Here is a 20,057-nt window from a genome sequence, read left to right on the forward strand (position 1 = left end):
GGTCGGTGCGCTATCCCAGCAGCCACGACCAACGGTCGTGGTCTACCGCGGCCTTCGTTACCGCTGCGGCGTGATCGTCTGCGTCGGCAGGCGCGGCGCCGGCGGCGGATTCGGGACCCAGATGGCCACACCGGCCGCGCGCTTCTGCGTGGTCGGGATGCCGATGCCAACGCCACCGCCCACGTGCGAGCCGTAGCTGCCCGCACCGACGGACATGCCGACTGGCGAGCCGCTGGAGCCCACGCCCATCAGGATCACGCCGTTGGCACCGAGGGCGGCGGCCTCACGCTTGAGCCGCATGACCGCGGCATCGGTCTGGCCCTGTGTGCCGAAACCGACCGCACTGGCCGATTCGAGCTGGGCGATTTCCTGTGACCCTGCCGGCGGCGTGGAATAGATCTGCACCGTGGCCAGATCGACCGGGGCACGCGCCTGGCCGAGCATGACCTTGGAGGTGCTGGCGCAGCCGGCGCTGAGCAGCGCCAGGCCCAACAATGCAGCGCATCGGATGTTCATGGCGTTACCCCTGTGTGTGATGGCTGGGATGATCGGCGCTGGCGACTGAATCGGTCCCAACCCCTGCCAGCCCACCCTAGCACCGCCCCGGTGAGGCCCCCGCCAACGGCGTCTCGCTGCCGCTTGCGCCTGCGCCGGGAACCGCTATGGTGGGCCACGCATTCACCTCAAGGAGCCGGGCATGGGATTGATCAGTCTGTTGTGGGGCATCGTCGCGCTGCTCTGGATGATTGTGGCCCTGATCCCGCTGCTGGGCTGGGGCAACTGGTTCCTGATCCCGTTCGCGGCGGTGGGCGCGGTGATTGCCGCCATCGGCATCCTGTTCACCCACGCCAGCAAGCGCGGCCGGGCCTGGACCGGGCTGGTGCTCAACGGCATCGTGGTGGTGGTGGGTATCGTCCGGCTCGGGCTGGGTGGCGGCACCATCTGAGCGGCCCGTGCGTGGCCCGGGTGCGACCGACCGTCGCAGCTCACGGCCGCCCGGTGCCATCGGCGTAGAATGACCGGCTGCCGCATCCGGCTCCGCCGGCGGTCCACGCCCGTCCGGGCGCTCTCCCTGCACCGATGATCATTCGTCCTCGTCCCCACGGCTGGCAACTGCTCTACATCCTGCGCGGCTCCATCGTTCCGGCGGTGGCCCCGAAGGTGGTGGCGATCCTGCTGCTGTCGATCGCGGTCGCGGCCCTGGCCGAACTGTGGCATCCGCCGGGCATCGAGCGCGTGTCGGTAGCACCGTTCACGCTGCTGGGCCTGGTGCTGTCGATCTTCCTCAGCTTCCGCAACAACGCCTGCTTCGAGCGCTGGTGGGAAGGCCGCAAGCTGTGGGGCCAGCTGATCTATGAATCACGCAGCCTGGCCCGCCTGTGCCAGGCGCTGCTGGTTGACGATCCCGCGCTGCGCGACCGCGTGTGCCGGCTGTGCATCGGCTTCGCGCATGCGCTGGCCGCCCGCCTGCGTGGCCGCGACATGGCGCTGGCGGCGCTGCCGTGGGTACCCGAGGCCGATCGCGCGCGGTTCGGCCAGCGCCTCAATGCACCGGATCAACTGTTGGCGATGATCGCTGCCGATCTCGCCCAGGCGCTGCGCGCCGGTCAGCTTGATTCGTACCTCTACACGCAGTTCGAAACACGCCTGCATGCGCTGTCCAGCATCCAGGCCGGTTGCGAGCGCATCCTGACCACGCCACTGCCGTTCGCCTACACGCTGCTGCTGCACCGGTGCGCGTGGCTGTTCTGCGTGCTGCTGCCCTTCGGCCTGGCCAGTTCGCTGGGTTGGGCAACGCCGGTGGTCTCGGCCGTGCTGGCGTATGCGTTCTTCGGCCTGGACCAGCTCGGCGAGGAGATGGAAGAGCCGTTCGGGCTGGAATCCAACGACCTGCCGCTGGATGCGATGGTGCGCACCGTCGAAATCGATCTGCTCGACAGCCTGGGCGTCCAGCCGCTGCCCGAGCCGCTGCAACCGCGGCAGTACCTGCTGCAGTAATTCCTGCACTCCTTCCTGCATTCCGTTCCGGAGTTCCTCATGGCACACCCCGACTATCGCCCCCGCCGCATGCGTCACGACGAGTTCTCGCGTCGTTTGATGCGCGAGAACACGCTGACCACCGACGACCTGATCTATCCGGTGTTCGTGCACGAGCTGGCCGGCCGCACGCCGGTGGCCTCGATGCCGGGCGTGGAGCGGCTGTCCATCGACGAGCTGCTCAAGGTGGCGGAAGAGGCGCTGGAACTGGGCATTCCGGTGATCGACCTGTTCCCGGTGATCGATCCGGCCGGCAAGTCGCTTGATGCGGCAGCGGCATGGGACGAGAACGGTCTGGCACAGCGCGCCATCCGCGCGTTGAAGTCGCGTTTCCCCGAGCTGGGCGTGATGACCGATGTCGCACTGGATCCGTACACCACGCATGGCCAGGACGGCATCATCGATGACAAGGGTTATGTGCTCAACGACATCACGGTGGAGGCGCTGGTCAAGCAGTCGCTGTCGCACGCCGAAGCCGGCGTGGACATCATTTCGCCGTCGGACATGATGGATGGCCGCATCGGTGCGATCCGCCGTGCGCTGGATGCCGCCGGCCACGTCAACGTGCGGATCATGGCCTACTCGGCCAAGTACGCCTCGGCGTTCTACGGTCCGTTCCGCGACGCGGTCGGCAGCTCCACCGGCCTCGGCAAGGCGGACAAGAAGACCTACCAGATGGACCCGGCCAACGGCGACGAGGCCATGCGTGAGATCGCGCTGGACCTGGAAGAGGGCGCGGACATGGTGATGGTCAAGCCGGGCATGCCCTACCTGGACCTGGTGCGCCGGGTGAAGCAGCAGTTCGGCGTGCCGACCTTCGCCTATCAGGTCAGTGGCGAGTACGCGATGATGAAGGCCGCCTTCGCCAATGGCTGGCTGGACGAGCGGGCCTGCGTGATGGAATCGCTGATCGGCTTCAAGCGCGCCGGCGCCGATGGCGTGCTGACCTATTTCGCCCCGCAGGTGGCGCGTTGGCTGCGCGAGCGCTGACAATACGCGCCCACCCCGATACAGGACGACGATGATGCAGACGATGGGATGGCTACAGTGGGTGACCTGGACGGCCGGTGTGCTGGCCTTCGCCGTGGTGATCGGGCTGGTGATCCGTGGCGTGCGCCGCGCCGCGCGGCAGGCACCGGAGCAACCCTCCGCCGCCGCGCGCATTGCCCGTGAGGCGCAGCTTTCGCCCGCCTTGCAGGCGCAGCTGGCGGCATTGAACCAGCGCAAGGATCACGGCGATATCAGCGAAGCGCAGTACGAGCAGCTGCGTGCGCAGCTGCTGCAGGCGCACTAGCGCTCGGCCAGCACGATCACGGGTAGCGCCACGCCACGCGTGGCGGCCTTTCGGCGACCGCAGTGTCAACCGCAGCGGGTACCTCGCGGCGCTGACGGCGCCTTGATCCGGTACAGATCCAGCCCGCCGGCACGCGGTGCGCGTGCCATGCCAGCCAGGACCATCTCCGAAGGCTTGGACGCGTCCACCACCGGCGCGCCGGTCTGGCCGTCGGCGGTATTGAACGACAGCGTCAGCGGCACCGCCGCCTGGCCGTGATCGCAGCTCGCCAGCAGGACCTGCGAATGCCCCTCGCTTGCGCGGGTGAAGGCCAGTGCGCCGTCATTGCCCAGCCACGCCGCCCCACGTTCGTCGGCGGCCGTATTGAGCGGGGCCGGCAGGGCCTGCGCGGTACCGAATCCCTCGCCCTGCACGGGAGCGAGATACAGATCGAAGCCGCCCTGGGTCTGCTTGCCGTTGCGTGAGAACAGCAGCGTGCGCCCATCCGGGCGCAGCGCAGGTGCACGTTCGTCGGCGCGGGTGTTGAGCGCCGGCAGGGCCTGCACGGTCCCGAGGGTGCCGTCGGCGGTCACCGGGGCACGGTACAGATCGAAGCCGCCCTGGCCGCCGCTGCGGTTGGAGGCGAAGTACAGCCAGCGGCCATCGTGGCTGAAGTACGGGTCGCGCTCGTCGTTGGCGCTGTTGAGCGCGAGCGGGGCAGGGTCCTGCCAGCGCCCCTCGCGCAGCACCGCCTGCCACAGGTCCCAACCCCCGTGTCCGCCGGCGCGGTCGCTGGCCCACACGATGCGCTGGCCGTCCGGCGCGATCGTGGCCTGGGCTTCGTTGGCCTTGGTCGAGACCACGCCCATGCCCTCGATGCCGAATTCGGAAAGCGCCATCGCGGCGGGTGTGCAGAGTAAACTGGCGCTCAGCGCGAGCAGAGACAATGGAATGCGCATCATCGCGTCCGTTGGGGTTTGCGTTCCATTCTAGGCCCGGAGCAGGACAACCCATGACCGACCGTTACGCCGTATTCGGCCAGCCCATCGCGCATTCGCAGTCGCCGCACATCCATGCCACGTTCGGCCGGCAGGAAGGCCTGGCGCTGGACTACCGTGCGATCGAGGCATCGCCGGGCGAGTTCCTGGCAGCCCTGGAAGCTTTTGCCGCCGAAGGGGGCGTGGGCGCCAACATCACCGCGCCGCACAAGGAAGCCGCCTTCGCGCTGTGCACCACGCTGACCTCGCGCGCCCGCCGCGCCGGCGCGGTCAACACCCTGCTGCGCAAGGGCGACCGCTGGCACGGCGATACCACCGATGGCATCGGCCTGGTCCGTGACCTCACCGACCGCCACGGTCTGGACCTGCGTGGCCGCCGTACCCTGCTGATCGGCGCCGGTGGTTCGGCCCGCAGCGTGGCCCCGGCCTTGCTGGATGCCGGCATCCTGGAGCTGGTGGTGGTCAACCGCACCCCGGAGCGCGCCGACGCGCTGATCGATGCGATGGGTGAGCCGGGCCGAGCGATCACCCGCTACTGGGAAGACATCCGCGAGCTGGGCGATTTCGAGCTGATCATCAACGCCACCTCGGCCGGCCGCGACCGCGCCGCGGAGTTCAAGCTGCCGCTGTCGCTGGTCAACAGCATGACCACCGCGGTGGACCTCAATTACGGCGAGGCCGCGATTGCCTTCACCGCGTGGGCGCGCTCGGCCGGTTGCCGCAACATCGTCGATGGCCTGGGCATGCTGGTCGAACAGGCCGCCGAGAGCTTCCTGCAGTGGCACGCCGTGCGCCCGCAGACCGAGGCGGTCTATACCGAGCTGCGTACGCAGCTGGCCCCGCTGGCTGGCGAGGACTGAGCCGGTGGACATGGATCTGCTGATCTCGATGCTGACCATGCTGGGTGTGCGCCTGCCGGTACTGATCGCGCTGGCGATCGCCGTGGTCTGGGTGGTGGATACCCCGCGCGGCGCGATCCGCAGCGTGGCCTTGGCCGCGCTGGGCGTGATGGCGCTGACCACCTTGGCCGGCCTGGTGCTGAACCTGGTGCCGATGTGGATGGTGCAGCAGGGCAACTACGAGAACCTGCAGCTGATGTCCAAGCTGCTCGGTGCCGGCCACTTCGCACTCAATCTGTTCGAGGCCCTCGCGCTGGTGCTGCTGGTCTGGGCGATGACCCGCGCGCTGCGCGGCCGCGCCGTTCCACCCGCTGCGCCGCTGCCGCCACGCTGAGCGGGTGCAGCCGCCTGTCGCGGTCCACAGTGTTGACGTGGGCCGCGTCACGGATATGAACCGGCGCGGAAAATGGCGCCGGTCATGGCCCCCGGGTCGTGAGAAAATGGGGGCCGTGATCCAGTCAGGCAGTCCACCGGCGTGACCGAAAAAGTTGAAGCCCCCCGCGCCCTGAACGACGAGCTCAAGGCCGGCATCCGCGATGCCTACGCCAAGCTGCAGGCCAATACGCCCGGTTTCAGCACCCGGCGCTCGCAGAGCCAGATGATCGGCGTGGTGTCCCGTGCGCTGTCGCACAGCGGCGGCGTCGGCGTGGTCGAGGCGCCGACCGGCGTCGGCAAGTCGCTGGGCTACCTGACCGCCGGCGTACCGATCGCGCTGGCGACCAAGAAGAAACTGGTGATCAGCACCGGCACCGTGGCGCTGCAGTCGCAGCTGGTCGAGCGCGACATCCCCAATTTCCTCAAGGCCACCGGCATCGAAGCCACCGTGGCGCTGGCCAAGGGCCGCACCCGCTACCTGTGCACCCGCAACGCGGCAGAAGCACATGGCGACGGCGCGCAGGAAGGCATGTTCGACGACGAACAGCCGTTGTTCGACCGCCCGCTGGCGCCGATCGAGATGGACCTGGCGCAGTCGCTGAGCAAGGCCTTCCTCGAAGGCCGCTGGAACGGTGACCTGGACAACGCGCCGGAAACGATCAGCAATACCCTGCGCTCGCGCATCACCACGCCGGCCTCGGGCTGCGCGGGGCGCAAGTGCGCGTACTCGGCGCAGTGCGCGGTACTGCGCTCGCGCAACACCGTGCGCGAGGCGCAGATCGTGGTGACCAATCACGCGCTGCTGTTGTCGGCGCTGTCGATCGGCGAGAGCGACAACGGCCAGCCGCTGATCGCGCCGCCCTCGGACATGCTGCTGGTGCTTGATGAAGGGCATCACATCGGCAACGTCGCCATCGACCAGGGCGCGGCCAGCCTCGCGCTGGACGAAATGGCCAAGCGCACCGGCCGCCTGCAGGTGCTGATCGCTGCGTCCTACCGCGCGGTGGACAAGGACAAGCTGGGCAACCTGCTGCCCAACGAGGCCATCGAAGCCGCGGCCAAGGTCAGCAAGCAGCTCAAAGCCTTCCGCGATGTGATCGACCGCAGCTGGCGGCCGGACCCGGCCGCGCAGGAGCCGATGTGGCGCGCCCCGAACGGCCGCCTGCCGGAGATCTGGATGCCCGATATCGAGGCCATCGCCGACGACACCCGCGCGCTGTTCAACTGGGCGCATGCCGCGCTGACGCAGGTCGCCAAGGGCAAGCCCGAGGATGCCGCGCGCGAGCGCCTGCAGCGCAACCTCGGCATGGCGCTGGAGATGATCGAGCAGCAGCACAACCTGTGGACCGGCTGGCGCCGCGAAGACAAGGAGGGCCAGCCGCCGACCGCGCGCTGGATCACCCTCTCGCGCGATGGCGACCTGGTCCTGCATGGCTCGCCGGTCTCGGCCGCGAACGTGCTGCGCAAGCTGCTCTGGGATGAAGTGGATTCGGTGGTGATGACCTCGGCCACGCTCACCGGCGGCGGGGACTTCCAGGCGCTGGCGATCGACAACGGCATTCCGGCCGAAGCCGAGATGGTCTCGCTGGCCTCGCCGTTCGATCTGCCCAACCAGGCCCAGCTGATCGTGCCGGCATTCCCGGTGACCCCGGATGACAAGGAAGGTCACCCCAAGGAAATCGCCAAGTACCTGGTCAAGGAGCTGGACTGGGGCAAGGGCAGCATCGTGCTGTTCACCTCGCGCTGGAAGATGGAAAAGGTGGCCGAGCTGATGCCGGCCGCGCAGCGCAAGCAGGTGCTGGTGCAGGGCGAAACGGCCAAGCAGAAGATGATCGACGAGCACCTGCGGCGCACCTCGGCCGGGGAGGGCTCGGTATTGTTCGGTCTCAATTCCTTCGGCGAGGGCCTGGATCTGCCCGGCGAAGCCTGCACCACGGTGGTGATCACCCAGGTGCCGTTCGCGGTGCCGACCGACCCGCAGACCTCCACGCTGAGCGAGTGGTTCGAAAGCCGCGGCCTGAACGCCTTCAACCTGATCGCGATCCCGCATGCGCTGCGCACGCTGACCCAGTTCTCCGGCCGGTTGATCCGCACCTCCACCGATACCGGCCGCGTGATCATCCTCGACTCGCGGCTGCTGACCCGTCGCTACGGCAAACGCATCATCGATTCACTGCCGCCGTTCAAGCGGGTGATCGGGTAGCGCCGAATGCTCTCTGGCAGCTCGGTCAGGGGGTGCTTCCTTGAGGCGCGGCCGAGGTGTCGGGATGACGGCAGGCCTGGTGGGAGAAGGCCTGCCGGTAGCTCTGGCCGAAGCACCGCACAAACGCATCGACGATATCGAGATTGGGCGGCCAGGCGACCTGTACCACCTCACCGTGCGGCGGCCGACAAGACCAGTAACAGCAGAGAACGCGTGCCGTGCATCGTCACACCCTTGTTCAGAGGTCTGCACCGAGTGTTTTCCAGTGATGCGTACGGGGTCAAGCGCTCACGCCCGCCGCAACCGCAGGCGCTGCCCCTCGCTGAGGCTGCGCCACAGCCACTCCACCGGGCCGAAACGGTACCGCTGCAACCACCAGGCGCTCAGCCACAACTGCAGCGGGAACACGATCAGCGCTACTGCGAGGATCGGCCACAGCCCATGCCCTTTTCCTAATCCCAGCCCGAAGCCGGCGAACAGCGGCACGCAGATCGCGCTCTGCAGCAGGTAGTTGCTCAACGCCATCCGTCCGGCAGGCACGAACACGCGCAGCCAGCGCTCCGCCCAGGCATGCAGATAGAGCAGCGCGAAGCCGCAGGCCAGCGCGATGCCCAGCGCCAACGGGCCGACGCGATAGCTCACCCGCAGCAGGTAGCCCGGCACACCGCTGCGAAGCGCAGGCCAGGCCTCTTTCAGCGCAGGCACGCACGTTTCCAAGGTGAGGAAGACGGCGGCGATAACCGCGCCGCCCAGGCACAGCATCCGCAGGCTGCGCCGATGCTGCACCGGAGACTGCAGCAGCCCACGGCGGCCCGCCCAGTAGCCGAGCAGGAAGCGGCCCAGCACGAAGAACAGCAGGGCCCAGTTGGTCAGCCGTACCCAGCTGCCGAGCAGCAGGTTCTGCCACCAGGCCTCGAGCAGCGTGCCGGAAGACAGTGCCGTCACGGCGGCGGCGTAAACCTGCGCGCGCGGCGCCATCGTCATCACCCACTCGCGCATCCATGGCGACAGCAGCGGTGGCAGGAACAAGGCGATCACCACGCCGGTCACCACCAGCGCGCGATCGCCGAGGTGACGGAACAGCGGCAGGAGCAGCCCGACCAGCGCGTAGGTCAGCAGTATGTCGCCCCACCACAGCACCGTGGCATGCAGCAGGCCGATCACCGCCAGTGCGGCCATGCGGCGCAGGTGCGGTGCCACGCCCGCTGTGCCACGGGCGTCCATCTGCATGGCAAAGCCCATCCCGAACAGCAGGGAGAACACCGTGATCGCTTTGAGGTCCACCACCCAGCCCATGCCGGTGCGGATCACGTGGTCGAGCGCGGCGCTGGGCAGGGACTGCTGGGTGGATTCATCCAGCAACGCATCCAGCGAGAAGAAGCGCAGGTTGACCAGGAAAACGCCGAGCAGCGCGATGCCGCGCAGGGCGTCGATCAGGGGCTGGCGAGGCGATGGCGCGATCATGCGCCGCAGCGTAGCCGATCCGCCCGCGCGGCGCGCCTTAGTCGTCCAGCTTGGCCAGGTCGCGCACCGCGCCCTTGTCAGCACTGGTGGCCAGCAACGCATACGCTTTCAGCGCACCGGTGACCTTGCGTGGGCGCACCTCGCGCGGCTTCCAGCCGAGCGCGTCCTGTTCGGCGCGGCGTGCGGCCAGCGTGGCGTCATCGAGCAGCACATCGATGCGCCGTGCGGGAATGTCGATGCGGATCCGGTCGCCGTCGCGCACCAGGCCGATGGTGCCGCCCGCCGCCGCTTCCGGCGAGGCATGCCCGATCGACAGGCCCGAGGTGCCGCCGGAGAAACGGCCGTCGGTGAGCAGGGCGCAGTGCTTGCCCAGCCCCTTGGATTTCAGATAACTGGTCGGGTACAGCATCTCCTGCATGCCCGGGCCACCGCGCGGGCCTTCGTAGCGGATCACCACCACATCGCCGGCCACTACTTCATCGGCGAGGATGCCCTGCACGGCGGCGTCCTGGCTTTCGAACACGCGCGCGTTGCCTTCGAACACGTGGATGGATTCGTCCACGCCAGCGGTCTTCACCACGCAGCCATCGACGGCGAGATTGCCACGCAGCACCGCCAGCCCGCCTTCGGCCGAATAGGCGTGCGCGACGGCGCGGATACAGCCCTCGGCACGGTCCACATCCAGCGTCGGCCAGCGCGTGGCCTGGCTGAAAGCGACCTGGGTGGGGATGCCAGCGGGCCCTGCGCGGAAGAAATCGTGGACCTTTTCATCGGTGCTCACCGCGACATCCCAGCGCGCGATCGCCTCGGCCAGGGTGCGGCTGTGCACGGTCGGCACGTGGGTATGCAGCAGGCCACCGCGCGCGAGTTCGCCGAGGATGCCGAACACACCGCCAGCGCGATGCACGTCCTCCATGTGGTACTTCGGCGTGTTCGGGGCGACCTTGCACAGCTGCGGCACACGCCGCGAGAGTTCGTCGATGGCATGCAGATCGAAGTCCACCTCCGCCTCCTGCGCGGCGGCCAGCAGGTGCAGGATGGTGTTGGTGGAACCGCCCATGGCGATATCCAGCGTCATCGCGTTCTCGAACGCTTCGCGGGTGGCGATGCCGCGTGGCAATGCACCCACCTCTTCGCCGCCGTACCAGCGGTGGCACAGCTCCACGATCAGTCGCCCGGCACGGCGGAACAGCTGCTCGCGGTCGGCATGCGTGGCCAGTGTCGACCCATTGCCGGGCAGCGACAGGCCCAGCGCTTCAGTCAGGCAGTTCATCGAGTTGGCGGTGAACATGCCCGAGCACGACCCGCAGGTGGGGCAGGCGCTGCGCTCGTACTCGGCGACCTTCTCATCGCTGGCGCTTTCATCGGCGGCGATCACCATCGCATCGACCAGGTCCAGCTTGTGCTCGGACAGGCGCGTCTTGCCCGCTTCCATCGGGCCACCGGAGACGAACACCACCGGAATGTTCAGGCGCAGCGCGGCCATCAGCATGCCGGGGGTGATCTTGTCGCAGTTGGAAATGCACACCAGCGCATCGGCGCAATGCGCGTTGACCATGTACTCCACCGAGTCGGCGATGATCTCGCGGCTGGGCAGCGAATACAGCATGCCATCGTGGCCCATGGCGATGCCGTCATCCACCGCGATCGTATTGAACTCCTTGGCCACGCCGCCGACCTGCTCGATCTCGCGCGCCACGAGCTGGCCCAGGTCCTTGAGGTGCACGTGGCCGGGCACGAACTGGGTGAACGAGTTGGCGACGGCGATGATCGGCTTGTGGAAGTCGCCATCGGTCATGCCGGTGGCGCGCCACAGGGCGCGGGCGCCGGCCATGTTGCGGCCGGCGGTGGAGGTGCGGGAGCGGTATTCAGGCATGGTGGCTGGCAGGATCTGGCGGGCCGTGGGGGCGCGTTTCAGCTCGATTCTGCCGAAAAATTCCGGTTGCGTTTGCAACCACCTTCGCCGCTGCCGCGGCCCCGCCCAGAGCGAATGCTGAAACGCTGTTCATGTTTTGGACTTTGCCGGTTTTGGTTGTTCGCCCCGATCAGGCATGATTGGGCAGATAACCGTACTAGGGGGCATGACGCCATGAAACGTTCCAGGACCACTGCGCTGCTGCTGATGAGCGCCGCGCCGCTGCTGTTCACCGCCTGCCAGAAGAACGAGGCCGTGCAGGTGCAGGAAGGGCTCTACACCTCGGTGCAGGCCTGTACCGAAGCCACCGGCGATCCGTCCAGCTGCCGCACCGCCTTCGCCGAAGCGCAGAAGCAGTCGGCCGATGCCGCCCCCAAGTACGCCACGCGCGAAGCCTGCGAGGCCGAATACAACGCCGAGCAGTGCGTGGAACAGAAGACCTCCACCGGCCATTCGTTCATCGGCCCGATGATGATGGGCTTCTTCATGTCGCAGATGCTCAGCAACCGCGGCGGCGCAGGGCTGGCCCAGCAGCCGGCCGCGAGCCCGGCCTACCAGGACAAGGCCAAGGGCTGGGCACGCCCGGGTCCGTCGACCGGTGGCATGAACACCGCCAGCGGCATCGGCGCTGGCAAGGCCGGCCTGGCGCCGGTCAACGCCACCCCGAACCGGGCGGTCACCGCCAGCCGCGGTGGCTTCGGCAACACCAGCAGCAACCGCAGCAGCGTCGGCGGCTGATCGATGCAGCGCGTGCGTATCGCCGAGCGCAGCCAATGGCGCGCTCGGGCCGAAGAGTCGGGTTTCCGTTTCCACACCATCGATGGCCTGCCGTACTGGGATGAAACCGCGTACTACGCCTTCACCCTGCGCCAGATCGAACAGGACATCGAAGACCCCAGTGCCGAGCTGCATGCGATGGCGATGGACCTGGTGGACGAGGTGGTGGGCAGCCAGCAGTTGATGGACCAGCTGGCGATCCCGCCGCTGTTCCGCGACTGGATCGCTGACAGCTGGCGCCGCCGCGAGCCGCACCTGTATGGGCGGCTGGATTTCGCCTACGACGGCAGCGGCCCGGCCAAGCTGTACGAGCTGAATTACGACACGCCCACCTCGCTGTTCGAAGCGTCGTTCTTCCAGTGGCAGTGGCTGGAAGACCAGCGCAACCAGAACCGGCTGCCACCGCATGCCGATCAGTTCAACGCGATCCATGAGGCGCTGGTCGAACGCTTCGGTGAGCTGGCCGCCCAGTTGCCGCCGCCGCTGTATTTCAGCGCGGTCGGTGCGTCGGAAGAAGACCAGGGCACGGTCGCCTACCTGCGCGACTGTGCGGCCCAGGCCGGCCTGCGCGGCGACGCGATCGCGATCGAGGATATCGGCCTGTCCGAGGACGGGCGCTTCACCGCGCTCGACGACACCGTGATCGGCAGCCTGTTCAAGCTGTACCCGCTGGAAGACCTGATGACCGAGTCGTTCGGCCAGGCGCTGCCCGCCTCGGGCGTGCAGCTGCTGGAACCGGCGTGGAAGGCGATCCTCAGCAACAAGGGCGTGCTGCCGTTGCTGTGGCAGCGTCACCGTGGCCACCCGAACCTGCTCGCCGCCGAGTTCGACGATGGCAGCGAGCTGCCGCGTGGCTGGGTGCGCAAGCCGTTGTTCTCACGCGAGGGCGCCAATGTGGCCATGCACCTGGCCGATGGCAGCTGGCAGGAAAGCGAAGGCCCGTACACCGGCCCGGCGATCCGCCAGGCCGCGCATCCGCTCACCGCGTTCGATGGCGGTTATCCGCTGATCGGCAGCTGGATCGTGGGCGATCAGGCCTGTGGCATGGGTATCCGCGAAGACAACAGCCGGATCACCCGCGACAGCGCCCGCTTCGTACCGCACGCGATCATCGACGAAGCGCCGACGCGCATCTATCTCTGATCGTTACAACAACCCATCCCGCTTGACCGCCAGGTAGCGTTCCACCAGCGCGCCGGGCAAGGCCTCGGCGGTGACATCCAGCACCATCACCCGGTGGCTGCGCAGCGCGTCATGTGCGTCGCTGCGCTGCTGCAGGTAACGTGCGATCGCACCGGCCTGGGCAGCGTCCTGCAGGGTCTCCACCGGCTGGGCCAGCGCATCGTCCAGCGCGCGCTCGCGCAGGCTGGCCACGCACACCAGGTGCTGGCGCTGCAGCAGGCGAACGGCCGCGAGCAGGTCTTCGATATCCTCATCGCGCACGTTGGTGACCAGCATCACCAGCGAGCGGCGGCGCTGACGCAGTGAAAGCTCGGTGGCTGCGGCGAGGTAATCGGTGGCGACCGGTTGCGCCTGCAGATCGTAGCTGGCGCGCAGCAGGGTATCGATGGTGCCCATGCCGCGTTTCGGCGCGACCCAGCGGCTGTCGCCCCCGGCCGCGAACAGGCCCACGCCGTCGCCTTGGCGCAGCGCGAGGTAGGACACCACCAGCGCCGCATTGAGCACATGATCGAAGTGCGACAGCCCGCCTTCGCTGGCCATCATGCGCCGGCCGGTGTCGATCATCAGCACCAGCTGCTGGTTTTTCTCGTCCTGGTATTCGCGGGAGATCAGCTTGCGCGCGCGGGCGGTCGCCTTCCAGTCGACCTGGCGCAGGCTGTCGCCGACGCGGTACTCGCGCATCTGATGGAAATCCGTGCCTTCGCCGCGGCGGCGCTTGAGGTGCGCGCCAACCAGGCGCGAGGCCTGTTCGGCACTGAACAACGCAAAGCGCGTCAGCGGGGCGAAGTTCGGGTACACGCGCACCGCCAGCGCCGGCGGCAGCTGGCGCCGTTGATGCCACAGCCGCCACGCGCTGTGCATGCGCAGGTGCACGCCCTCGAAGACGAAACGGCCACGCGCGGTCGGGGTCAGTCGGTACGCAACGCTGCTGGTGACCATCGGCTTGAGCGCCAGTGACCGCGGCAGGCCCTGCAGGCTCCAGCCACCGGGCACCAGATCGAATACCTCCACGCGCTGGTGCCGGCTCGATTCCAGCCGCAGCGTCGCCTCACGTTCGGCATTCAGTGCCAGCGACTCCGGCAGCTCGCGGTGCACACTCGGCGAGGGCTGGCGGCGCAGGCGCAGCAGGTCCACCAGCGCAATCAGCGCCACGCCGCCGCCGATCGCCCACCAGACCGCGTGCGGCCAGGCGCCGATCACCACCGGCACGCCGAGCAGGCCCCAGCCGGCCAGCAATGCCAGCAGCAGTGCGCCCGGCCTCATGCCGATCGCTCACGATGGACGGCGCGTCGGCTCATTTGCGCGGTGCGTCCACCTTGGCCAGCAGCGCGGTCAGCGCGTCGTCGGCGCTCTGTCCTTCGATCTGCAGTTCCGGCGCGAGCGCAATGCGATGGCGCAGCGCCGGCCTGGCGATGTCGCGCACGTCATCGGGGGTGACGAAATCACGGCCGGACAGCACCGCCTGCGCACGCGCCGCACGCACCAGCGCGATGCTGCCGCGCGGGCCGGCACCCAGCGCGATGCCCGGCCATTGCCGCGTGGCGGCGACGATCCGCACCGCGTAGTCGATCACTTCCGGGTCGACCGTGATCGCCGCGGTGGCCTGCTGCAACGCGACGACCTCGGCCGCATTCAGCACGCGTGGCACCTGCGACAGATCGAAATCGGCGGCGCTGCGGCCGGTGGTGATCGCATCGACCATGCGCTTCTCGTCGTCCAGCGTCGGGTAGTCGATCAGCACCTTCAGCAGGAAACGGTCCAGCTGCGCTTCGGGCAGCGGGTAGGTGCCTTCCTGCTCGACCGGGTTCTGCGTGGCCAGGGTCAGGAACGGCGGGGTCAGCGCGAACGCTTTGCCTTCGATGGTGACCTGGCCTTCCTGCATCACTTCCAGCAGGGCCGACTGGGTCTTGGCCGGGGCGCGGTTGATTTCATCGGCGAGCAGCAGGTTGGTGAACACCGGGCCGCGACGGATCTTGAAGCTCTCGGTCTTCGGGTCATACACGGCATGGCCGCTGACATCGCTGGGCATCAGGTCCGGGGTGAACTGCACGCGGCCGTAATCCAGCTCCAGCGCCTGGGCGAGCGCGCGCACCAGCAGGGTCTTGCCCAGCCCGGGCACGCCTTCAATCAGCACGTGGCCGCCGGCCAGCAGCGCGATCAGGATCTGGTCGAGGACCTCGGGCTGGCCGATGAAGGCGCGGCCCACGGCCTCGCGGACGGCATCGACACGCTCGGACAGCGGTGACGGCGACGGGGATGGCGTCACGGCAGGCGGGGACAACGGCGGCGGAAGCGTCGGCTCGGTCATAGCAGGTTTCTCATCTGGATCAGCAGGCGGATGCGGTCGCGCAGGCCGGCGACGTCGTGGGAAGCGGGTGGGGTCAGGGCGGTCCGCACGCGCTCGTGCGACCACTGCAGTACCGCGGCGATGGCCTGCACCTGGGCCTCGCCGGTGAGGGCGGCTGCCGTCGGCGAGCGCCGCCGCAGGCGGGCCAGGAAGGCGCGGCGCACTGCGTCATGAAGCAGCGGTGCCTTGCCAAAGCGCAGCAGGTGTTCGCCACTGGCGCGGATGTGTTCCAGCAGCGAGCGGCGTTCCGCGGCGGGCGAGGGCAGTTCACTGCCCAGGCGCTGCGCACGCTGCCACAGCCAGCCGAGCAGGGCCAGCAGCAACGGCGCCCACACCGGCCAGCCGAGGTAGAACACGCGGTTCCACAACGACGGCGGGCGCGAGGCGTAGACCAGCCACATCGTGCCCTTGCCATAGTTGGGCGCCAGCACGTAGCGGGTGAGATCGCGGTGGGCTTTGTCGTGCAGGCCATCAACGAAGGCGTTGGCAGCATTCGGCGGAACGGTCGGGTTGGGCCGGCCCTTGCCCTGCATGAAGGCCATGTCGGCCAACACGTCGATGCGCCCCTGGCCGTGGCGCAGGCGGGCGAAGACCAGGTCATAGTCGTCACCCCACCCACGCTCGAGGGTGACGCCGGCAGGCGGTTCGGCCGAGAAGCGGCGACCATTGCAGAACTCGACATGCTGCGGATCGTCGCGTACGTGGAAGCGCTGGCAGTAGCTTTCGTAGCCGTCGCTGTCCACGCCAAGCGCGTCCAGCAGCGGACCATTACCGGCGCTGTCCTTTCCGATCGGTGGGGTGCGCACGATCAGATGCCCGCCCTTGGCCACCCATGTCATCAGCTCGGTCACGGCCGGCGCCGGGACCTCTCCACTGTCCTGCAGCAGCACCACGGTATCGCCCGGCTCCAGCGGCATCCGGGTCAGGTCCAGACGTGGGCGCGACTGCACCGTGATCCCATCCGCACGCAGCGCCTGGCCGAGCACGTACAGCGCGTTGTAACTGGCTTCGCCCTGGGGCGGCAGGTGCTCTGTGTGCGTCACCCGCTCGTGCGTACGCAGAAACAGGATCGCCAGCGGCACGCAGATCACCAGCAGACCCAGGACGATCACCAGCCAGCGCAGACGGACGCTCACGCGCGCCACCCGAACTGGGCCTGCAGAGTCGTCGCCAGCGCATCGAAGTCATCATCGCTGGGCAGTCGGCCGGCATAGGCCGCGTACTGCCAGACCCGCACGATGCGCGCGAACAGGCTGCGGTCGGCCTCGACCGGCATCCGACGCGAAGCACGCAGGCACTGCGCTTCGGTGGCACCGGGGGGCAGGCTGATCCCGGCGCGCTCGCTCATCGATTCCACACTGGCGCGGTACAGCAGTGCCAGCGCCTGGCGGGGGCGCCCTTCCTGCCACAGGGCACGCGCACGCGACGCGGGATCGGGCGGCACCACGTCCGGTATCCGGATCGCTTCTTCGACGACCGCCGTGGCTTTCGCACGACGGCGCTGGCCGGAGCCGCGCAGCCACGGCAGCCAGCGCGGTGCGGTGGCCAGCAGCAGCAACACCAGGACCCCGACCACCGCCCACAGCGTCCATTCGGCGATCCGGGCCGGCAACAGCGGTCCCTTGCTGCCGCGTTTGCCAGCGGCCTTGGCCGCGGCCTCACGTTTTGCCTTCTCCGCTTCGGTTGCATCGCTTTCGATGCGCGTCCACTCGGTGACCTCACGGGTCGGGCTCTGCAGCGGGTCTTCATACGCGCGCTGCACGGCCTGGCGGAAGCCCGCCGTATCCACCGCGTCATCGCCAAAGATGACCGGGGGCGTGTTGTCCGGATCGTTGTCGTACGTCCGCGGCGGGTCATCGGCATCATCGTCTTCGCCGCCGTCAGCGTCGGCGGCCGCGTCCGGAGCCGCATCGGCGTCTTGCGCAGGCGACGCAGCGTCATCGGCCGGCGCCGGCAACGCACCCTTGGTATTGGACTGCGCCGGCGCCTGTTGGGCGTGCAGTGCCGCGCCCGGCCAGACCAGCACGAGGGCCAGGACCAGCAGCGGCGCAGCACGCTGCAACCGTGCATGCAGGCGCCGGAAGGCGATCTCCAGATCCCACGCTTCCATCTGGGTACGCCGGTCCAGATACAGCCCGAAGCCGGCACCGACATAGAACGGCCCGAGCAGCGTGGCGGCCGCCCAGAACAGCAGGTTCACACCCAGCTGCATCCAGGCGGGCATGTCCTGCTTGGCCAGCTCCCACGCGGCGCGCCAGGACTCGGACAACAGGTCCACCGGAATGAACAGGAACACCGCCGCGATGCCGCCGACCACCAGCACGATCTCGAAGACCATGCACACCATCGTCAGCAGTACGGCATAGCCCGTCGCGCCCCCGGCGATGGCGCGACGACGTTGGCGACGATGTGCCGGATCAGCGCCTTCCAGCAGATTGACCGGCAGCAGCACCGAACGCAGCGGGCTCAGGCGTCGCCAGCCGAGATAGCCCCAGAAGCCCTGCCAGCCCCACGTGCGCTGCGCGCGCAATGTCTGCAGGGCCGTGGAGGCATCGCCGAACACCCCGCGTGAGATCACGTACAGCGCGATGCGCTCGAACAATGGCTTGAGCCACCACATCGCCAGCCAGGCCCAGCCGAAGCTGTCGGTCCACCAGGCCAGCGCGTTGAGCAGCACGAATACCGGCAGCGACACGATGATCCACGGCGCCCAGATCGCCGCGGCATGCCGGCGCACCAGGGCCATGCCCAGCTCCATGGCTTCCCAGCCCGAGCGTGCGCGCAGCACGACGTTGAGCCGATCAATCTGCATCGGCCGCCCCACGTCCACCACGCCACAACCACACGAACACGGTGGTCCACAGCACAGCGGCAGCGCTGTACTTGCCCCATGCCGGAATCGCCGCGATCGAGGACCAGAACGCTTCGATGAAGGCGGCGATCAGCAGCATCGCCGCAACGCCCACGCACAGCTTGGCGCCGATCACACCGCCCTCGACCAGCGCATCGATGCGCCGCTGGCGACCGGGCGCGAGCAGTTTCATGCCCAGCTGCAGACCCGCCCCGCCGGCGATCACGATCGCGGTCAGCTCGAACGCGCCGTGGCCGGCCACGAAGCGCCAGAACGGATCGCCATGCCCGATGTGCTGCAGATGGCCGGCGACCGAGCCGATGCCGACGCCGTTGAACAACATCACCAGTACCGTGCCGACGCCCGCGATCAAGCCGAAGGCGAACGTGCGCAGGCCGATGCTGATGTTGTTCATGATGTAGTAGCCGAACATCGTCCAGTTGGTGCCGCTGTCGCGGCCCAGGTTGGGTGAGGCCGGGTCGTACATGCGTTCGAATTCGGCGATGCGCGCGTTGTCCATCAGCAGATGGATAAGCTCGGGGCGCCAAAGCATCAGCGCGAAACTGCCCACCAGCGGCACCACGAACAATGCGGCGGCCACCCACATGCTGCGCGCCTGGCTGCGCACCAGCTGCGGGAAATCGGCGAACAGGAAGGCGAGTGCGCGCTGCCACTGCGGACGTGGCGTGCGATAGAGCGACGTGTGGCCCTGCTGCATCAACTGCTGCAGGCGTGCGACCAACTGCGGGCTGTAACCGCGTCGGCGCGCCAGCGCGAGCTGTTGGCACAGCCGGCGGTAGCGCTGCGGGAAGTCGGCATCGTCCACGCCGTCAGGGGCGGCTTGCCGGCGCGCCTGGCGCGGACGCTCACCGCGCTGGGCCAGCCAGTGTTCCAGTGCCTGCCACTCGGCCTGGTAGCGGGCGACGAACTGCTCCTGTCTCATCGCCGTCCCAGCAGCCAGTTGGCCATCGCATACAGGCGCAGCACGCCGACCTGGCCGTGGCTCCCGGTCAGCGGCGAGGCGATGTCGGCCAGTTCCTGCTGGCGCGGCACCGACAGCCGCGGCGCACGCTCGGCGAAATCGACCACGGCGGCCTGCTCGGCCGGCTGCAGCGGCTGCGGCGGGGCCAGTACGCTGCCGACCGGCACCGTGCCGCCCACCGGCGGTGCGCTCTGGTGGATCACCACGGTTCCCGCGACCAGGTCACCGAGGCGGCGGCCATGCGCATCGAACAGGCTCGACAGCAGTCCCAGCGCATAGCCGAACGGCAGCATGTCCACGGTGCGCAGCAGGTTGCGGGTGATCGCGCTCATCCAGCCGATCGGCCCACCATCGCTCGCCACCACGCGCAGGCCCATCGCGCGCTTGCCCAGGGTGCGGCCCCAGCACGCTTCCTGGACGATGGTGTAGGCCCACATCAACAGGAACATCAGGCCCAGGTACAGGCCTTGGCCGAATCCACCGAGGAAGGCCAGTGGAATGCTCAGCATCATCAGCGAACCGACCCGGATCACGAAGTCGATCGCCCACGCCAGCGCACGCGGCAACGGCCCGGCCACGGGCAGGTGCAGAGGCACGCCTTCGGGGGTGATGACCTCCCGGTAGGTATCCAGCATGGGCGCGCTCATCGGCAGCGCATCGCGCGGGATCCTGCGGGCGGGCACGAGGGGGGCCGGAGTCCTCTCCGGTCTGCCAGCGGGGGCATGCGGTTCTCGACTGCTTCCTGGTCGGCTGA

The 20,057-nt window shown here is 68.5% G+C and carries 19 protein-coding genes; 9 read left to right on the forward strand and 10 right to left on the reverse strand.

Annotated elements, in window-relative coordinates; genetic code table 11:
• Positions 1-57 precede the first annotated feature (57 nt).
• Positions 58-516: a hypothetical protein gene (locus ACWV8V_RS12510; RefSeq protein WP_455899856.1), complete on the reverse strand. Its 459-nt coding sequence runs from the start codon at positions 514-516 to the stop codon at positions 58-60.
• A gap of 181 nt (positions 517-697) precedes the next feature.
• Between ACWV8V_RS12510 and ACWV8V_RS12515 the strand changes: the two genes are divergently transcribed.
• From ACWV8V_RS12515 to ACWV8V_RS12530, 4 genes are all read left to right on the forward strand, one after another.
• Positions 698-946, forward strand: coding sequence for a hypothetical protein (locus tag ACWV8V_RS12515; RefSeq protein WP_455899857.1), 249 nt, complete (start codon positions 698-700; stop codon positions 944-946).
• A 134-nt stretch (positions 947-1,080) separates the two neighbouring features.
• Positions 1,081-1,998, forward strand: coding sequence for a bestrophin family protein (locus ACWV8V_RS12520; RefSeq protein ID WP_259262005.1), 918 nt, complete (start codon positions 1,081-1,083; stop codon positions 1,996-1,998).
• Between the two features lie 39 nt (positions 1,999-2,037).
• Positions 2,038-3,027, forward strand: coding sequence for a porphobilinogen synthase (hemB, locus tag ACWV8V_RS12525; RefSeq protein ID WP_259262006.1), 990 nt, complete (start codon positions 2,038-2,040; stop codon positions 3,025-3,027).
• A 31-nt stretch (positions 3,028-3,058) separates the two neighbouring features.
• Positions 3,059-3,331 carry an SHOCT domain-containing protein gene (locus ACWV8V_RS12530; RefSeq protein ID WP_455899858.1) on the forward strand — a complete coding sequence of 91 codons (273 nt, stop codon included), beginning with the start codon at positions 3,059-3,061 and terminating at the stop codon, positions 3,329-3,331.
• A 65-nt stretch (positions 3,332-3,396) separates the two neighbouring features.
• Here the strand turns inward: ACWV8V_RS12530 and ACWV8V_RS12535 are convergent, their stop codons facing one another.
• Complete coding sequence (locus tag ACWV8V_RS12535; RefSeq protein WP_455899859.1) at positions 3,397-4,269, reverse strand: TolB-like protein; 873 nt, start codon at positions 4,267-4,269, stop codon at positions 3,397-3,399.
• Positions 4,270-4,322: 53 nt separating this feature from the next.
• Here ACWV8V_RS12535 and aroE point away from each other — a divergent pair, with 53 nt between their 5' ends.
• The 3 genes from aroE (at position 4,323) to dinG (ending at position 7,785) form a co-directional block, all read left to right on the forward strand.
• Entirely contained in the window at positions 4,323-5,168 is an 846-nt protein-coding gene (gene aroE, locus ACWV8V_RS12540; protein WP_259262009.1) for a shikimate dehydrogenase, read from the forward strand.
• A 10-nt stretch (positions 5,169-5,178) separates the two neighbouring features.
• Positions 5,179-5,541, forward strand: a complete 363-nt coding sequence (locus ACWV8V_RS12545; RefSeq protein ID WP_259262010.1) for a hypothetical protein — start codon at positions 5,179-5,181, stop codon at positions 5,539-5,541.
• Positions 5,542-5,682: 141 nt separating this feature from the next.
• Positions 5,683-7,785, forward strand: coding sequence for an ATP-dependent DNA helicase DinG (dinG, locus tag ACWV8V_RS12550; RefSeq protein ID WP_259262011.1), 2,103 nt, complete (start codon positions 5,683-5,685; stop codon positions 7,783-7,785).
• A 288-nt stretch (positions 7,786-8,073) separates the two neighbouring features.
• On the opposite strand, the gene ACWV8V_RS12555 is transcribed toward dinG, so the two are convergent.
• Both ACWV8V_RS12555 and ilvD read right to left on the reverse strand, forming a co-directional pair.
• Positions 8,074-9,249, reverse strand: coding sequence for a DUF418 domain-containing protein (locus ACWV8V_RS12555; RefSeq protein ID WP_455899860.1), 1,176 nt, complete (start codon positions 9,247-9,249; stop codon positions 8,074-8,076).
• 37 nt (positions 9,250-9,286) lie between these two features.
• Positions 9,287-11,125: a dihydroxy-acid dehydratase gene (gene ilvD / locus ACWV8V_RS12560; RefSeq protein WP_259262014.1), complete on the reverse strand. Its 1,839-nt coding sequence runs from the start codon at positions 11,123-11,125 to the stop codon at positions 9,287-9,289.
• A gap of 213 nt (positions 11,126-11,338) precedes the next feature.
• On the opposite strand from ilvD, the gene ACWV8V_RS12565 reads away from it, so the two are divergent.
• Both ACWV8V_RS12565 and ACWV8V_RS12570 read left to right on the forward strand, forming a co-directional pair.
• Positions 11,339-11,902, forward strand: a complete 564-nt coding sequence (locus tag ACWV8V_RS12565) for a DUF1190 domain-containing protein (RefSeq protein WP_259262015.1) — start codon at positions 11,339-11,341, stop codon at positions 11,900-11,902.
• Positions 11,903-11,905: 3 nt separating this feature from the next.
• Complete coding sequence (locus ACWV8V_RS12570) at positions 11,906-13,084, forward strand: glutathionylspermidine synthase family protein (protein WP_259262016.1); 1,179 nt, start codon at positions 11,906-11,908, stop codon at positions 13,082-13,084.
• 3 nt (positions 13,085-13,087) lie between these two features.
• Here ACWV8V_RS12570 and ACWV8V_RS12575 read toward each other — a convergent pair whose 3' ends face one another.
• Genes ACWV8V_RS12575 through ACWV8V_RS12600 form a run of 6 tightly spaced genes read right to left on the reverse strand, consistent with a single transcriptional unit; the run spans position 13,088 to position 19,950 of the window.
• The gene (locus ACWV8V_RS12575; RefSeq protein WP_259262017.1) at positions 13,088-14,386 is read right to left on the reverse strand and encodes a DUF58 domain-containing protein; all 1,299 of its coding nucleotides are present in this window, start codon (positions 14,384-14,386) and stop codon (positions 13,088-13,090) included.
• 31 nt (positions 14,387-14,417) lie between these two features.
• Positions 14,418-15,431 (reverse strand): AAA family ATPase, encoded by a 1,014-nt coding sequence (locus tag ACWV8V_RS12580; RefSeq protein ID WP_121040770.1) that lies wholly within the window; start codon positions 15,429-15,431, stop codon positions 14,418-14,420.
• The gene (locus ACWV8V_RS12585; protein WP_455899861.1) at positions 15,428-16,606 is read right to left on the reverse strand and encodes a DUF4350 domain-containing protein; all 1,179 of its coding nucleotides are present in this window, start codon (positions 16,604-16,606) and stop codon (positions 15,428-15,430) included. The genes ACWV8V_RS12580 and ACWV8V_RS12585 overlap by 4 nt, the downstream gene beginning before the upstream one ends.
• Positions 16,603-18,282 carry a DUF4129 domain-containing protein gene (locus ACWV8V_RS12590; protein ID WP_455899862.1) on the reverse strand — a complete coding sequence of 560 codons (1,680 nt, stop codon included), beginning with the start codon at positions 18,280-18,282 and terminating at the stop codon, positions 16,603-16,605. Before ACWV8V_RS12590 ends, ACWV8V_RS12585 begins: the two co-directional genes overlap by 4 nt.
• Positions 18,272-19,264, reverse strand: coding sequence for a stage II sporulation protein M (locus ACWV8V_RS12595; protein WP_455899863.1), 993 nt, complete (start codon positions 19,262-19,264; stop codon positions 18,272-18,274). Before ACWV8V_RS12595 ends, ACWV8V_RS12590 begins: the two co-directional genes overlap by 11 nt.
• A complete protein-coding gene (locus tag ACWV8V_RS12600) occupies positions 19,261-19,950 on the reverse strand; it encodes an RDD family protein (protein WP_455900123.1) in 690 nt (229 codons plus the stop codon). Before ACWV8V_RS12600 ends, ACWV8V_RS12595 begins: the two co-directional genes overlap by 4 nt.
• Between the last annotated feature and the right edge of the window lie 107 nt (positions 19,951-20,057).

The sequence above is a fragment of the Stenotrophomonas sp. Ker107b genome (assembly GCF_053847245.1).